Below are 14808 nucleotides of genomic sequence, written 5' to 3' on the forward strand. Positions count from 1 at the left end.
TCACGGACGGCCGGTCGCGAAGGAGAAACACGCTATGTCCCGTGCCGTAGGCATCGATCTGGGAACCACCAACTCGGTCGTGGCCGTCCTCGAGGGCGGCGAGCCCACCGTCATCGCGAACGCCGAGGGCTTCCGCACTACCCCCTCCGTCGTCGCGTTCACGAAGGACGGCGAGGTGCTCGTCGGCGAGACCGCGAAGCGCCAGGCCGTCACCAACGTCGACCGCACCCTCGCCTCGGTCAAGCGCCACATGGGCACCGACTGGACCTTCGGGGTCGAGGACAAGAAGTACACGCCGCAGGAGATCTCGGCCCGCATCCTGGGCAAGCTCAAGCGCGACGCCGAGCAGTACCTGGGCGAGAAGGTGACCGACGCGGTCATCACCGTCCCGGCGTACTTCAACGACGCCGAGCGCCAGGCCACGAAGGACGCCGGCGAGATCGCCGGACTGAACGTCCTCCGCATCATCAACGAGCCCACCGCGGCCGCCCTCGCCTACGGCCTCGACAAGGGCAAGGAGGACGAGCTCATCCTCGTCTTCGACCTCGGTGGCGGAACCTTCGACGTCTCCCTCCTCGAGGTGGGCAAGGACGACGACTTCTCGACCATCCAGGTGCGCTCGACCTCGGGCGACAACCGCCTCGGCGGCGACGACTGGGACCAGCGCGTCGTCGACTACCTCGTCAAGCGCTTCAAGGACTCCACCGGCGTCGACGTGTCGAAGGACAAGATCGCCCGCCAGCGCCTCAAGGAGGCCGCGGAGCAGGCCAAGAAGGAGCTCTCCTCGAGCACCTCGACCAGCATCCAGCTGCCCTACCTCTCGCTCACCGAGAACGGCCCGGCGAACCTCGACGAGACGCTGACCCGCGCCAAGTTCGAGGAGCTCACCAGCGACCTCATCGAGCGCACCCGCAAGCCGTTCACCGACGTCATCGCCGAGGCGGGCGTGAAGGTCGACGACATCGCGCACGTCGTGCTCGTCGGCGGGTCGACCCGCATGCCGGCCGTGGCCGAGCTCGTCAAGAAGCTCACGGGCGGCAAGGAGCCCAACAAGGGCGTCAACCCGGACGAGGTCGTCGCCGTCGGCGCCGCGCTGCAGGCCGGCGTCCTCAAGGGCGAGCGCAAGGACGTCCTCCTCATCGACGTCACCCCGCTCTCGCTGGGCATCGAGACCAAGGGAGGGATCATGACCAAGCTCATCGAGCGCAACACCGCGATCCCGACCAAGAGGAGCGAGACCTTCACCACGGCCGACGACAACCAGCCGTCCGTCGCGATCCAGGTCTTCCAGGGCGAGCGCGAGTTCACCCGTGACAACAAGAACCTGGGCACCTTCGAGCTGACCGGCATCGCGCCGGCGCCGCGCGGCATCCCGCAGGTCGAGGTCACCTTCGACATCGACGCCAACGGCATCGTGCACGTGTCCGCGAAGGACAAGGGCACCGGCAAGGAGCAGTCGATGACGATCACCGGCGGCTCGTCGCTGCCGAAGGACGACATCGAGCGCATGGTGCGCGAGGCCGAGGAGCACGCCGCCGAGGACAAGGCCCGCCGCGAGGCGGCCGAGATCCGCAACAGCGCCGAGACCCTCGCGTACTCGATCGACAAGCTGATCAAGGACAACGAGGACAAGCTGCCCGAGGACGTCAAGTCCGAGGTGCAGGGCGACGTCGACGCGCTGAAGACCGCGCTCGCCGGAGACGACGACGCGGCCGTCAAGACCGCGTTCGACGCCCTCAACGCCTCGCAGACCAAGATCGGGCAGGCCATCTACTCGCAGGACCAGGCCGCGCAGAGCGCCCCGCAGGACGCGCCGGCCGAGGACGAGAAGAAGGACGACGAGGACATCGTCGACGCCGAGGTCATCGACGAGGACGAGCCGAAGGACACCAAGTAGCGATGGGCAAGCACAACCAGGAGCCGACCGAGGGCGTGCCCGAGGACGAGCCGACCACCGGAGCCGAGGCGGCCGAGTCCGCCCAGGACACCGAGGGTCTGATCGAGGCCGAGGGCCCCGACGTCGAGACGACGCTCTCGGACGCCGACCTCTCGTTCCTCTCGGGCCAGTCCGACGCCGAGACGCTCGCAGCGGAGCACCTCGCCGACCTCCAGCGGGTCACCGCGGAGTACGCGAACTACCGCAAGCGCACGGAGTCGAACCGGCAGGTCGAGAAGGAGCGGGCCATCGGCGATGCGGTGAAGGTCATCCTCCCCGTGCTCGACGACCTCGACCGCGCCGAGAAGCACGGCGACCTGCAGGAGGGCGGTCCGTTCACCGCCATCGCGCAGAAGCTGCGCGGCGGGATCGAGAAGCTCGGGCTGGTGAAGACCGGAGCCGTCGGGGACCTGTTCGACCCGAACATCCACGAGGCGATCTTCCAGCAGCCCACCCCGGGCGCCGAGACCTCCACGGTCGCGGACGTCGTCGAGGCGGGCTACTACCTCGGAGGCTCGCTGCTGCGGGCCGCCAAGGTGGTCGTGGCCGTCCCCGCCGACTGACACCCTCCCGCACCACCGCGAGGGACCCCGTCCCGCACCCGGTCCGCCCCTTCGGGCGAGGCCCGGTCGGGGCGGGGTCCCTCGCCGCACTCGACACAGGAAGAGGCACATGGCCAGCCAGGATTGGTTCGAGAAGGACTTCTACAAGGTCCTCGGCGTGTCCAAGGACGTCTCCGCGGCGGATCTGAAGAAGACCTACCGCAAGCTCGCCCGGCAGTTCCACCCGGACTCCAACCCGGGGGACGCCCGGGCGGAGGCGCGCTTCAAGGAGATCAGCGAGGCGTACACCGTCCTCTCGGACGCGGATCAGCGCAAGGAGTACGACCAGATCCGCGCGATGGGCGGTGGCGCGCGCTTCACCGCCGGCGGCCAGCCCGGCGGGTTCGACGACGTCTTCGGCGACGTGTTCGGCCAGGGCGGGCGCCCCGGTGCCGGCAGCAGGCAGGGCCCCCCTCCCGGATTCGAGGACCTCCTCGGCGGGATGTTCGGGGGAGCGCCGGGCGGCAGCCGCTTCGGCCAGCCCACGGGCGGCTTCCGCGGTTTCGGCGGACCGCAGAAGGGGTCCGACGTCACCGCCAGCACGACCATCGACTTCCGCACCGCGACCCGCGGCGACACGGTGCAGCTGCAGACGGGCGAGGGCCGACCGCTCTCCGTCCGCATCCCCGCCGGCGTCGCCGACCAGCAGAAGATCCGCGTGCGCGGCAAGGGGCGCCCCAGCCCCGACGGCGGCGAGCCGGGCGATCTCGTGCTCACCGTGGCCGTCCGCAAGCACCCGGTCTTCGAGCGCGACGGACTGAACCTCCGCGTGAACGTCCCGGTCACCTTCGTGGAGGCCGTGTTCGGCGCCACGATCGAGGTGCCGACGCTCGGGGGCGATCCCGTCAAGCTGCGGGTGACGCCCGGCACGCCGAGCGGACGGGTGCTGCGGGTCAAGGGCCGCGGCGTCGAGACCGGCAAGGGCACCGGAGATCTGCTCGCCGTCATCCAGGTGGCGGTGCCCGATCACCTGTCCTCCGCCGCTCGGGCGGCGCTCGAGGCCTACGCGGCCGCGGAGCCCGCCGAGAACCCGCGCGAGGACATCCTGGAGAAGTCCCGCTACTAGGCGCGGGCGCGACGGCGTCCCTGCGGACGCGACAGGCCCGACCGGCCGGAGAGGAGGCGACGATGGACGAGAACACCCCCGTGTTCGCGATCGCCGTCGCCGCCGACCTCGCCGGCATGCACCCGCAGACGCTGCGCCAGTACGACCGGCTCGGACTCGTCCGACCGACGCGGACCGCGGGCAAGTCGCGCCGCTACTCGATGCGCGACGTGGTGCAGCTGCGCGAGGTCGCCCGGCTGTCCTCCGAGGGCGTGTCCCTCGAGGGCATTGCGCGGATCCTCCAGCTCGAGAACCAGGTGCAGTCGCTGTCCGCCCGCGTGCGCGAGCTCGAGTCGGCCCTGGCCGACGAGCTGCTCAACCGTCCCGGCCGTCGCGTGTTCGCCGCGGGCCTCGAGGGAGACGTCGTCACGCTCCGCCACGGCACGCGTGCCCAGCGGCGGACGGAGGTCGTCGTCTGGCGCCCGATGCCGCGCCGGAGCGACGCGGACGAGCTCGACGCCCCGTGACCGGGGTACGCTGACCCTCGCGCCCGGCACCGTCGCCGGTCCGCCCGCTCCGTCGCCACGGCAGCGGTGACACGAGGAGGACCGATGGCCCAGCCCAGCGAGCACGACGAGCCCGTCCGGAGCGACGCCTCGACCGAGCGCACGACCCGCGCCGAGCACCGCTCGCCGGTCGTGCCCGACAACGGCTACAGCCGCGAGTCGTACGCGATCCACGCCACGCGCACCGAGCTCCCGCTCTTCTCGAACGCCCTGCACGGCAGCCGCGACGACGCGCGGTGGCTCTCCTCGCTCTCGGGCGTGCTCTCCTCGGGCGACCCCGAGGCCGCGGCGACCGCCGCCCAGGCCGCCATCGAGCGCCGCCGTCGCCGGTCGGGCGACTCCGACTCCGACTCCTAGCCCGAGCGACCGCGATCGACCCGGGCGTTCCGCGCCGGCCGGAGCGTTCGCCGCAGACGCGGGTCAGTCGCGTGCGCGGACGCTCGCGTAGCGGCGGTCCAGCCGCGTGCCGAGGCGGCCGCCCGTCGACCGCTGCAGCAGATCGGAGCCGCGCGACACGAGTTCGCCGCCGAACGGCAGCCCGCGCACAAGCCCGCGCACCGCCACACGCTCCGAGTCGGTGTAGCCGAGCAGCACGTAGAGGCCCACGACCGCCATCGCGGCGATCGTCGCGACCCGGCCCGGCAGCTGATCGAGGATCCCGCCGTTGCCCTCGACCGGCTCCGCCAGGGTCACGCACATCAGGAAGATCGTCGCGTAGACGGCGAGGTGCACGTGGACGCTCCGCCACGGACGCGCGAGGGCGGCGATCGGCAGGATCCAGAGCGCGTACCAGGGGTGGATCGCGGAGGAGGCCGTGACGAACGCCAGCAGCGCCGTGGAGAGCCGCGCCAGGGGGTCGATCGCTCGGCGGGTCAGCAGGAGCCAGGCGGCCACGGCCCCGGCGAGCGTCAGGGCGAGCAGCTTGACTAGCGTCACGGCCGCCGCCGGGTCGTGCCCCGTCAGCTCGACCGACGACGAGACCAGCACCGCGACGAGCGACATCGGCGCGTACCAGTGCAGGATCGTGCCGGGCACGATCATCGCGGCGACCCAGCCCACTCCGACGCCCGCCGCGAAGCCGAGCGCGACGACGAGGCCCAGCGCTCCGAGCCCGGTCCAGAGCCAGCCGCGCAGGCGCTCGCGCACTGTCGCGTCGTGCCGGAGCCAGAGCAGGGCGAGCACCGGCAGTGCGATCACGGCGACCGGCTTCACCGCGATCGCGGCGCCCATGAGCACGACCGCGAGGACGTGACGGTCGGTGCATCCGTAGTAGAGCGAGGCGAGGATGAGCGCCAGCATGAGCGAGTCGTTGTGCCCGGCGACGACGAACAGGATCAGGGTCAGCGGATTCGCCACGACGATCCAAGCGGTCAGCGGAGTCGACAGGCCGCGCAGTCGGGCCAGTCGCAGCGCGTAGACCGCGAGGGCGATCACCCCGGCCACCGAGACGGCGCGCAGCATCGCGACCGAGAGCTCGGGCGAGGACCAGCCCGCGAGCTGCACGGCCGTCCGCTCGATCAGGAGGAACAGAGGCCCGTAGGGGGTCGGCGTGTCGGCCCAGACCGGGTCGACGCCGAGCAGGAACCAGCCGGGCAGGGTGGCCACCCCGTGGGAGTACGGATCGATGCCCTGGGTCATCAGGCGGCCCTGAGCGACGTACGAGAACATGTCGCGGCTGAACAGCGGCACCGTGATCAGCAGCGGTGCGCACCACGCGGCGGCCGCGACGAGGATCGTGCGCAGCGCACGGGGGTCCTCGCTCCGGGCGAGCGTGCGCAGCCGGAGCCAGGCGAGCAGGAGCAGCAGTCCGCCGCCGAGCACGAGGATCGCGCTGATCTCGGTCAGCGATGCGGTCGAGCGGATGGCGGCGATGAGCGGCCACTCGCGCAGCGGCGAGTCGCCGGGCAGGTAGCCGACGCCGAGCGAGCCGAGGAGGATCGCGCTGGTGGCGACCGTGCCCATCGCCAGGGGCGCCACGCGGACGGCCCGCTCCACGAGGCGGCGGGCCCGGAGGGGCACGCGTCGCGCCCGCTCCGACGCCAGGACCGTGTCCGGTCGTTCCGTCGTCAGCTGAGCAGTCATCGACGGCCACGCTAGGCGACCGCACTCCGAAACGGATGGACGTGGCGTGAACGGTTGACCTCTCCGCTTCTCAGGCGCTAGTCGGCTCCGGCACGGCTTCCGCGAAGCGGAGCTGATTGCCGAACGGGTCGATCACCTCGAGCGAGAAGCCGAACGGCGAGCGCGTGATCCGCGGATTGAGATAGGGATAGGCCTTGGCGTCGAGCTCGGCGTGCAGCTCGCGCACGCCGCGGAGCGACACGTGCAGCGCGGCTCCCGGGCTGCCGTCGCGGTGGTGCTCGCTGAGGTGCAGGCGCAGTCCCGAGCGCGACACCTGCAGGTAGAGCGGAGCGTCTCGGCCCGCGCGGTGCTCCCAGTCAACGGTGAAGCCGAGGTAGTCGACGTAGAACTCGCCCGCCTTCGCGACCGAGAAGATGCGCAGGATCGGCACGGCCGCCTCCATCCGCACGGCCTCGAGCCGCAGGGGCTCTCCCGGCAGCGGCTGGTCCCTGGCGCGTCGTCTCGTCTCCACGGCACGAGGGTAGCCGCCGCCGAGCGGCGGCCGCCGGGGCCGCCGTCAGTCGGCGCGACACGGCGGGCGGTCCGGGCGCGTCGCCGGGTCAGTCGACCAGGTCGAGGGCGCGGAGGTGCTCGAGGACGGCGACGCCGGCGGGAGGGCAGCGGTGGGCCTCGGCGGTGCCGATCCAGTGCAGCGAGTCGATCTCGCCGCTCGCCGCGGGCTCCCCGGCGAGCTCGGCGAGGAAGACGCGCATGTGCACCTCGCGGCCCTCCGGCTCGCCGTGGGCCTGGGTGCGGACGACGACGAGCTCCTCGAGCCGCGTGGTCGCGGTGCCGAGCTCCTCCTCGGCCTCGCGCGCCGCCGCCTCCTCGCCCGTCTCGCCCGCATCGACCTTGCCGCCCGGCAGGTAGACCACCTCGCGGCCCCGCGCCGTCACCATCAGGACGCGGCGCTCCCGGAGGACGACGACGGCGGAGACGACGATCGGCGCGAGGCTGCTCATCCGGCCATCCTGCCCGCTCCCGGGCGGCCCGAGCGCCTCCCGGCACCGTTCGGCGTCCTCGACCCGCGGCTACCATGGGGGCACACATCACAGGACGCGCGCAGCCGGCGCGCGTCGGGGCCCCGTGCGCCCGAACAGCTGAGGAGCAACCCGTGGCAGAACCCACCACCCTCGACAGAGTCGTCACTCTCGCGCAGCACCGGGGGTTCGTCTTCCCCTCGGGTGAGATCTACGGAGGCACGCGCTCGGCGTGGGATTACGGGCCGCTCGGGGTGGAGCTCAAGGAGAACATCAAGCGCCAGTGGTGGAAGGCGTTCGTGCAGGGCCGCGGCGACGTGGTGGGCCTGGACTCCGCCGTGATCCTCCCGACCGCGATCTGGAACGCCTCGGGCCACGTCGGAGTGTTCTCGGACCCGCTGACCGAGTCGCTGATCACCCACAAGCGCTACCGCGCCGACCACCTCTTCGAGAAGTACGAGGAGGTCAACGGCCACCCGCCCGTGAACGGCCTCGCGGACATCCCGGATCCGGAGCACCCCGACAAGGTCGGCCAGTGGACCGAGATCAAGCAGTTCTCCGGGCTGATGAAGACCTACCTGGGCGTCGTCGACGACGAGTCGGGACTCCACTACCTCCGCCCCGAGACCGCGCAGGGCATCTTCACCAACTTCGCCAACGTGCTCCAGAGCGCCCGCAAGAAGCCGCCGTTCGGCATCGGCCAGATCGGCAAGGCGTTCCGCAACGAGATCACCCCCGGCAACTTCATCTTCCGCACCCGCGAGTTCGAGCAGATGGAGCTCGAGTTCTTCGTCGAGCCCGGCACGGACGAGGAGTGGCAGGAGACCTGGATGCAGCTCGCCTGGGACTGGTTCGTCGACCTCGGCATCGATCCCGAGAACATCCGCCAGTACGAGCACCCGAAGGACAAGCTCTCCCACTACTCCAAGCGCACGGTCGACATCGAGTACCGCTTCTCGTTCGCCTCGGGCGAGTGGGGCGAGCTGATGGGGGTCGCGAACCGCACCGACTTCGATCTCAAGACGCACATGGAGCACTCGGGCAAGGACCTCTCGTTCTTCGACCAGACCCGCAACGAGCGCTTCGTGCCGTTCGTGATCGAGCCGTCCTTCGGGCTCACCCGCGCGCTGATGGCGTTCCTGGTCGACGCGTACGAGGAGCAGGAGCTGCCGCCGAACGCCAAGGGCAAGGTCGAGACCCGCACCGTGCTGCACCTCGACCCGCGCCTGGCGCCGGTCAAGGTCGCCGTTCTGCCGCTCTCGCGCAACGAGGCCCTGTCGCCGCTGGCCCGTCAGGTGGCCGACCGGCTCCGCCAGCTCTGGAACGTCGACTTCGACGACTCCGGAGCGATCGGACGCCGCTACCGCCGCCAGGACGAGATCGGCACGCCGTTCTGCGTGACGGTCGACTTCGACTCGCTCGAGGACGACGCCGTGACCGTGCGCGACCGCGACACGATGAAGCAGGAGCGCATCCCGCTCGACCGGCTCGAGGCGCACCTGTTCGCGGGGCTGCGCGGAGCGTAAGTCTGCCTGCCTGCTGGTCGAGTAGCCGCGGATCGGCGTATCGAGACCCCGTCTCCAGCGGTGGTGGATCTCGATACGCCCCCCGCGCGGGCTGCTCGATCAGCAGGGCCGCGGCTTGATCAGCTCACGGTGCGGTGCTCCCGCGCCAGCAGCGCGTAGACGAGGGTCGACGTCCACTCGTCCTTGCAGTACTCGTCCTCCACGTGGTGCGCCTCGCGCCGCATGCCCAGGCGCTCGCAGAGGCGGGCGGAGGCGGTGTTGCGGTCGTCGAGCTGCGCGATCGCGCGATGAGCGCCGAGCCGGTCGAACGCGAGGTCCAGCAGAGCGCGCGCCGCCTCGGTCGCGAGCCCCGCTCCCTGTGCGTCCGGGTGCAGCACCCAGCCGATCTCGACGGCGCCCTGCTCGAGCGAGGACGCGATGAGGGTGAGGTCGCCGACGACGTGCCCGGAGAGCGGGCCCTCGCGCGGCACCATCGCCAGGACGACCACGTCGCCGTCGGCGGCCAGCCGCGCCGAGGGCAGCCGGGTGAGCAGGTGCGCACGCGACTGCTCGGGGGTGCGCACCGGCCAGCGGAGGTAGCGCACCGCCTCGGGGTGACCCTGGTAGCGGGCGTGGTCGGCGGCGTCCTCGACGCGCAACGGCCGGAGCAGGAGCCGGTCGGTGAGGATCGGCTCTGCGTCGTAGGGGAGCCTCAGGCGCACGACCGGCTCAGGCCGTGGCGGCGGAGTCGTCGCTCTGCGGCCGCGCGACGGCGGGCTCGGCGGGCACCTCGATGCCGAAGAGCGCCTCGAGGCCCGTGAGGTACGCCTCCTGAGCGCCGGCGCGGGCGTAGTCGCGGGCGCGGACGCTCGGAGTGTGCAGCAGGACGCCGGCGAGGTGGCGCAGCGCCTGCTCGGTCCGTCCGTCGTCGTCGCCGCGCGAGCGGGCGCGCTCGATCTCGGCGTCCAGGGCGTCGAAGACGTGCGCGCGGAGGGCGACGACGGCCGGAGTGAGGCTCTTCTCGTCGGCGACGTCCGAGAATTTGCGGGCGGCCTTGTCGACGAGCGCCCGCGCCTTCTCGGAGGCGTCGAGCACCTCGAGCGGGGCGTGCAGGCTGATGGTCTCGAGGTCGAGGAGCTCGACGCCCGAGACGCTCGTCACGTCGGCGGCGACGTTGCGGGGCAGGCCCAGGTCGATGACGAGCTGGCGCTCGCGGGCGGCCGCGTGCAGGCGCCCGTCGATGAGGAGGGCCGCGTCGAGCACGGGCGTCTCGGTGGTGGTGCAGGTGATCACCACGTCCGCCGCGACCGCCTCGGCGGCGAGGTCGGCACCGTCGATCGGGCGCAGGGCGCGACGGACGGCGAAACCCTCCGCGCGGCCGGAGGGGGAGTGCACGGCGATGTCGACGACGCCGCGGTCGCGCAGGGCGGCGACGGTGGCGCGCGCGTAGCTCCCGGTGCCGATCAGGAGCACCCGGGTCGCACGCCAGTCGGTGACGCGGCTGGAGGCGAGGTCGAGGGCGAGCCGGACGATGGAGCGGCCGGCGCTGCCGAGGCCGGTGCGGTTCTTGATGCCGCGGGAGGTCTGCGAGGCGCGCTGGAACAGGCGCTCGAGCTCGGAGGACGTCGTGCCCAGGCGGCGGGCCTCCTCGAGGGAGCGGCGCACCTGGCCGGCGATCTCGCCCTCGCCGACGACGACGGACTCGAGTCCGCTCGAGACGGCGAACAGGTGCTCGGCGACGCGATCGCCCGAGACGACGTCGACGCTGCCGCGCAGCTGCTCCTGCGCGACGCCGGTGGCGGCGCTGACCGCGGCCGTGGCGGCCTCGACGGCGACCGCGCGGGCGGCCGTCAGCGGCTCGTCGATGTCGAGGTAGGCCTCGAAGCGGTTGCAGGTGGCCACGACGACGGCCCCCGAGACGAAGTCGATGCCGTCCGCCAGGGCCGAGGCGACGGCGGAGGAGTCGACGGAGAGCTTCTCGAGGAGATCGAAGCTGGCGTTCTTGTGCGACGCCGTCAGACACAGAAGCACCCCAGCAGTCTACGCGCCGTCCCGGGGCGGTGGGCCCGGGATCCGGGAGGAACGCTCGGGGAAGCCTGGAATAATGCGGCGGTGACCTCCCCCTCGACGGCCTGCTCGATCCGCTGCACCCCCTCTCCGCCGGGCGCACCGCCGATTCCGCGCTCGTGCGCGCCTACCGCTCCGAGCGCCCCGAGCGCACGCCGGTCTGGTTCATGCGCCAGGCAGGGCGGAGCCTGCCGGAGTACCGGGCGCTGCGCACCGACACCAAGATGCTCGACGCCTGCCTCGACCCGGCGCTGGCGAGCGAGATCACGCTCCAGCCGGTGCGCCGGCACGGCACGGACGCGGGCATCTTCTTCAGCGACATCGTGATCCCGCTGCGACTCGCAGGGGTCGCGGTCGACATCGTCCCCGGCCGGGGCCCGGTGCTCGAGAAGGCCGTCCGCACGGCGGCGGACGTCGAGGAGCTGACCGCGATCGATCCGGCCGTGCTCGACGAGAGCCTCGAGCCGATCCGCGAGGGCGTGCGCCGCACCGTCGCGGGCCTGGGCGGCACCCCGCTCATCGGCTTCGCCGGAGCCCCCTTCACCCTCGCCGCGTACCTCGTCGAGGGCGGGCCGTCGAAGGACCACATCCGCGCCCGCACCCTCATGCACGCCGATCCCGACGCGTGGGCCCGCCTGATGGAGTGGACGGCCGAGGTCACCGGCCGCTTCCTCCGCGCGCAGGTGCTCGCCGGCGCCAGCGCCGCGCAGCTGTTCGACTCCTGGGCCGGAGCGCTGTCGCTCGCCGACTACACGGCCCGCGTCGCCCCCGCCTCCGCCCGCGCCCTCACCCACGTGCGCGATCTGGCCTTCGACGCGGGAGGCGTCCGCCGCAACGTGCCGATCGTGCACTTCGGCGTCGGCACGGGGGAGCTGCTCGGAGCCATGCACGCCATCGGCGCGGACGTCGTCGGGGTCGACTACCGGATCCCGCTCGACGAGGCGAACCACCGGCTCGGCGGCTTCGTGCCGGTGCAGGGCAACGTCGATCCGGCGCTGCTGTCGGCGCCCTGGGAGGTGCTGGCCGCGCACGTCGACGACGTCCTCCGCCGCGGCCTCAGCGCCCCCGCCCACGTGCTGAACCTCGGCCACGGCGTACCGCCCGAGACCGACCCGGACGTGCTGACGCGCCTCGTCGCCTTCGCGCACGACTGGCGGCCGTGACCTCCGGGCGGAGCCCCGTCGACCACGACGTCGCGGTCGTCGGCGGAGGGGTCGCGGGTCTCGCCGCCGCGGCGGAGTGCCTGCGGATCGGCCTGAGGGTCGTCGTGCTCGAGGCGGGGGATCGCGTGGGCGGCTCCGTCGCCCCGCTCGAGCTCGCGGGTACCGTGCTCGACGCCGGTGCCGACAGCTTCGCCACCCGGGGCGGCCACGTCGAGAAGGCGCTCGCCGCCCTCACCCTCGAGGGCACGCCGCTCGCCGAGTCGATCGTCGCGCCCAGCACGGGAGGGTCCTGGCTGCATCTGGCGGGCGGGCGCTCCGTGCCCTCGCCCCGGGCGGGGATCCTCGGGATCCCCAGCACGCCCCTGGCCGCCGACGTGGTCCGCGCGATCGGCCGTCGGGCCGCCGCGCGCGCGTGGCTGGACACCCTCATGCCCGTGCTGCGCATCGGGCGGGCGCACTCGCTCGCCGAGCTGGTGCGCACGCGGATGGGCGCGAGGGTGCTCGAGGACCTGGTCGCCCCGGTCGTCTCGGGCGTCTACTCCTCGCGGCCCGAGGACATCGACGTCGACCTCGCGGCGCCCGGTCTGAACGGGGCGATCACCCGCCGCGGCTCGCTCGCGGGCGCCGTCGCGGCGCTCCGGGCCAACGTGCCCGCCGGAGTCGCGGTGCGCGGTCTCGACGGCGGCATGCACCGCCTGGTGGCGGCCCTCGTCGAGCGGATCGACTACCTCTCGGGCGAGATCCGCACCGGCATCGGTGTCGCGGGCCTCGGCCGGGCGGACGACGACGGCCCCTTCTCCCTCCGCCTCTCCGACGGCTCCGGCCTCACCGCGCACGCCGTGATCGTCGCGACCCCCGAGCACGACGCCCGCGCCCTGCTCGCCGACCTCGTGCCTGCCGCTCGCGACGAGGGCGAGCCGGGAGAGGACTCGGTCGAGCTCGTGACCCTCGTCGTCGACGACGCCCGCCTCGACGCCGCCCCGCGCGGCTCCGGAGTGCTCGTCGCGCCGACCGCGGACGACGTCGTCGCGAAGGCCCTCACCCACGCCACCGCCAAGTGGTCGTGGCTCGCCGCCACCCTGCCGCCAGGACGCCACGTCCTGCGGCTGTCCTACGGGCGACCCGGCGAGCACCCGCCGCTCGCCGGCGCGAGCGATGCGGAGGCGTCCGCCGTCGCGCTGGCCGACGCCTCGACCCTGCTGGGCGTGCCCCTGGACCCCTCGACCCTCGTCGATTCGGCCCGGGTGCGCTGGGCCAACGTCCGCCCGGCCGCCGCACTCGGCCGGCGCGACCGGCTCGAGGAGTTCCGCGGGGCGCTCGCCCCCGTCGCAGGACTCGCCGTCACGGGCACCTGGATCGCCGGGACCGGGCTCGCCTCCGTGCTCCCGCACGCGGCGGAGGCGGCCGCCCTTATCCGCCGCCGCCTGGTGCGTCAAGGCGTCGGGATCGCGCACGAAGAACGGCACGGCGACGGCTACTCTGGGTCGCAGGCACCCGCATGAGTGCGGGTTGCACCGGCACGAGTGGTCATCGACCGCGTGAACGAGCCGCGAGAGCGGCCCAGGACGAGGAGTAGGCGTGAAGGGCAAGATCATCTTCGTGGCAGGAGCCGCAGCCGGATACGTGCTGGGAGCACGTGCGGGCCGCAAGCGGTACGAGCAGATCGCCGCGGCGGCCAACCGGTTCTGGCAGACCCAGCCGGTGCAGGACGTCGCGGGAGCGGTCGGCGGAGCGGCGAAGACGCAGCTCGACACCGTGTCGGACAAGGCGTACGAGCTCGTCCGCACGGTCGTCTCGAAGGCGGTCGCCGGCGGGAAGAAGTCGCAGGGCTCCAGCGACGCCGAGGCCACCGCTGCGGCCCGTCGCGCCGCCGCGAAGGTCGACGAGGCCGCGGCCTCGGCCGGCTCGAGGGGCTCGGCGTCGTCGACCCCCACGAGCAAGGCCTAGTCCCCATCCGCTCGGCCCCATCGACCGGTGCCGGGCCGGCACGTCCCGACCTCGAGGAGCTCCCGTGGTGAACGAACGCAATCCGAAGAACGCCCGATCACTGGGCGAGCTCGTCGGCGACCTCCCGGGGCTCGTCGTCGAGCTCGTGAAGGCCGAGCTCGCCTCCCTGAAGAACGAGCTGTCCGGCAAGGCCAAGAACGCGGGTCTCGCGGTGGCGCTGTTCGCCGTGGCGGCCTTCCTCCTCCTGACCGCGTGGGCCACGCTCGTGACTTTCGCGATCATCGGCATCTCGTCGTGGCTGCCGGCCTGGCTGTCGGCCCTGATCGTCACCGTGTTCTTCCTGATCGTGGCCGTGGTGCTCGCCCTGGTCGGCGTCAAGTCGATCAAGAAGGCCGTCCCGCCCGTCCCGCAGGACTCGATCGAGAGCATCAAGAAGGACGTCCAGGCGTTCAAGGGAGTCGGAACCTATGACCACTGACGTGAGCACCACCACCCCCCGCTTCGTCGACCCGGCCGAGCTCAAGCCCGACCAGCTGAAGGCCGACATCGAGCGCGCGCGCACCGAGCTCGCCGCCACCCTCGACGCCATCGAGTACAAGATCAACGTCCCCCGCAAGGTGAAGGACGCGCAGCGCACCCTGGAGCGCAAGTTCCGGGTCGTGAGCCGGCAGAACCCGTCCGCGCTGATCGCCGGTGCGGCGGGCGTCGCGGCGGCCGTCGGACTCCTCGTCTGGGGCGTCGTCAAGCAGGTCACCGAAGACTGAGCCACTCCGCACTCCGCAGCGGCCGTCCCTCCGGGGGCGGCCGCTCGTGCGTGCGCCACCGCTAGCGTTCCGGAGCCCCGGGCGCCAGAGCCGTCGACGCTTTTGTGCATCC

General features: G+C 72.5%; 16 protein-coding genes. 11 read left to right on the forward strand and 5 right to left on the reverse strand.

Annotated features, from left to right (window positions below; translation table 11 throughout):
- Nucleotides 1-34: 34 nt before the first annotated feature.
- The 5 genes from dnaK (at nt 35) to AC0CID_RS17065 (ending at nt 4506) form a co-directional block, all read left to right on the forward strand.
- Nucleotides 35-1897: a molecular chaperone DnaK gene (gene dnaK, locus AC0CID_RS17045; protein WP_207403087.1), complete on the forward strand. Its 1863-nt coding sequence runs from the start codon at nt 35-37 to the stop codon at nt 1895-1897.
- A 2-nt stretch (nt 1898-1899) separates the two neighbouring features.
- The gene (locus tag AC0CID_RS17050; RefSeq protein ID WP_207403086.1) at nt 1900-2499 is read left to right on the forward strand and encodes a nucleotide exchange factor GrpE; all 600 of its coding nucleotides are present in this window, start codon (nt 1900-1902) and stop codon (nt 2497-2499) included.
- Between the two features lie 109 nt (nt 2500-2608).
- Nucleotides 2609-3604, forward strand: a complete 996-nt coding sequence (locus AC0CID_RS17055; RefSeq protein ID WP_465227754.1) for a DnaJ C-terminal domain-containing protein — start codon at nt 2609-2611, stop codon at nt 3602-3604.
- Between the two features lie 62 nt (nt 3605-3666).
- Nucleotides 3667-4110, forward strand: coding sequence for a heat shock protein transcriptional repressor HspR (locus tag AC0CID_RS17060; RefSeq protein WP_207403084.1), 444 nt, complete (start codon nt 3667-3669; stop codon nt 4108-4110).
- Between the two features lie 84 nt (nt 4111-4194).
- The gene (locus tag AC0CID_RS17065) at nt 4195-4506 is read left to right on the forward strand and encodes a hypothetical protein (RefSeq protein WP_207403083.1); all 312 of its coding nucleotides are present in this window, start codon (nt 4195-4197) and stop codon (nt 4504-4506) included.
- A 63-nt stretch (nt 4507-4569) separates the two neighbouring features.
- Here AC0CID_RS17065 and mptB read toward each other — a convergent pair whose 3' ends face one another.
- The 3 genes from mptB to AC0CID_RS17080 form a co-directional block, all read right to left on the reverse strand.
- Nucleotides 4570-6231 carry a polyprenol phosphomannose-dependent alpha 1,6 mannosyltransferase MptB gene (gene mptB, locus AC0CID_RS17070; RefSeq protein ID WP_465227755.1) on the reverse strand — a complete coding sequence of 554 codons (1662 nt, stop codon included), beginning with the start codon at nt 6229-6231 and terminating at the stop codon, nt 4570-4572.
- A 70-nt stretch (nt 6232-6301) separates the two neighbouring features.
- The gene (locus tag AC0CID_RS17075; RefSeq protein WP_207403081.1) at nt 6302-6742 is read right to left on the reverse strand and encodes a glyoxalase superfamily protein; all 441 of its coding nucleotides are present in this window, start codon (nt 6740-6742) and stop codon (nt 6302-6304) included.
- A gap of 88 nt (nt 6743-6830) precedes the next feature.
- Nucleotides 6831-7232 (reverse strand): NUDIX domain-containing protein, encoded by a 402-nt coding sequence (locus tag AC0CID_RS17080; RefSeq protein WP_465227756.1) that lies wholly within the window; start codon nt 7230-7232, stop codon nt 6831-6833.
- A 152-nt stretch (nt 7233-7384) separates the two neighbouring features.
- Between AC0CID_RS17080 and AC0CID_RS17085 the strand changes: the two genes are divergently transcribed.
- Entirely contained in the window at nt 7385-8776 is a 1392-nt protein-coding gene (locus AC0CID_RS17085; RefSeq protein WP_465227757.1) for a glycine--tRNA ligase, read from the forward strand.
- A 119-nt stretch (nt 8777-8895) separates the two neighbouring features.
- Here AC0CID_RS17085 and AC0CID_RS17090 read toward each other — a convergent pair whose 3' ends face one another.
- Together AC0CID_RS17090 and AC0CID_RS17095 are read right to left on the reverse strand one after the other, a co-directional pair.
- Nucleotides 8896-9477 carry a GNAT family N-acetyltransferase gene (locus AC0CID_RS17090; protein WP_465227758.1) on the reverse strand — a complete coding sequence of 194 codons (582 nt, stop codon included), beginning with the start codon at nt 9475-9477 and terminating at the stop codon, nt 8896-8898.
- A 7-nt stretch (nt 9478-9484) separates the two neighbouring features.
- Complete coding sequence (locus AC0CID_RS17095; protein WP_207403078.1) at nt 9485-10786, reverse strand: glutamyl-tRNA reductase; 1302 nt, start codon at nt 10784-10786, stop codon at nt 9485-9487.
- A gap of 101 nt (nt 10787-10887) precedes the next feature.
- On the opposite strand from AC0CID_RS17095, the gene hemE reads away from it, so the two are divergent.
- The 5 genes from hemE to AC0CID_RS17120 all read left to right on the forward strand — a co-directional run bounded on the left by hemE (nt 10888) and on the right by AC0CID_RS17120 (nt 14696).
- Complete coding sequence (gene hemE, locus AC0CID_RS17100; RefSeq protein WP_207403144.1) at nt 10888-11985, forward strand: uroporphyrinogen decarboxylase; 1098 nt, start codon at nt 10888-10890, stop codon at nt 11983-11985.
- Nucleotides 11982-13487: a protoporphyrinogen oxidase gene (gene hemG, locus AC0CID_RS17105; protein WP_465227759.1), complete on the forward strand. Its 1506-nt coding sequence runs from the start codon at nt 11982-11984 to the stop codon at nt 13485-13487. The genes hemE and hemG overlap by 4 nt, the downstream gene beginning before the upstream one ends.
- 76 nt (nt 13488-13563) lie before the next feature.
- Nucleotides 13564-13932, forward strand: a complete 369-nt coding sequence (locus AC0CID_RS17110; protein WP_465227760.1) for a hypothetical protein — start codon at nt 13564-13566, stop codon at nt 13930-13932.
- 64 nt (nt 13933-13996) lie between these two features.
- Nucleotides 13997-14410: a phage holin family protein gene (locus AC0CID_RS17115; protein ID WP_077224022.1), complete on the forward strand. Its 414-nt coding sequence runs from the start codon at nt 13997-13999 to the stop codon at nt 14408-14410.
- Nucleotide 14411: 1 nt separating this feature from the next.
- Nucleotides 14412-14696 (forward strand): DUF3618 domain-containing protein, encoded by a 285-nt coding sequence (locus AC0CID_RS17120; RefSeq protein ID WP_251945372.1) that lies wholly within the window; start codon nt 14412-14414, stop codon nt 14694-14696.
- The last annotated feature ends 112 nt before the right edge of the window (nt 14697-14808 follow it).

Source organism: Rathayibacter sp. AC451, from assembly GCF_979253095.1.

Excerpts from the sequence above, each read along its gene's own strand:
- dnaK (WP_207403087.1), top strand. The coding sequence starts at position 35 with ATGTCCCGTGCCGTAGGCATCGATCTGGGAACCACCAACTCGGTCGTG.
- AC0CID_RS17050 (WP_207403086.1), top strand. The coding sequence starts at position 1,900 with ATGGGCAAGCACAACCAGGAGCCGACCGAGGGCGTGCCCGAGGACGAG.
- AC0CID_RS17055 (WP_465227754.1), top strand. The coding sequence starts at position 2,609 with ATGGCCAGCCAGGATTGGTTCGAGAAGGACTTCTACAAGGTCCTCGGC.
- AC0CID_RS17060 (WP_207403084.1), top strand. The coding sequence starts at position 3,667 with ATGGACGAGAACACCCCCGTGTTCGCGATCGCCGTCGCCGCCGACCTC.
- AC0CID_RS17065 (WP_207403083.1), top strand. The coding sequence starts at position 4,195 with ATGGCCCAGCCCAGCGAGCACGACGAGCCCGTCCGGAGCGACGCCTCG.
- mptB (WP_465227755.1), bottom strand. The coding sequence starts at position 6,231 with ATGACTGCTCAGCTGACGACGGAACGACCGGACACGGTCCTGGCGTCG.
- AC0CID_RS17080 (WP_465227756.1), bottom strand. The coding sequence starts at position 7,232 with ATGAGCAGCCTCGCGCCGATCGTCGTCTCCGCCGTCGTCGTCCTCCGG.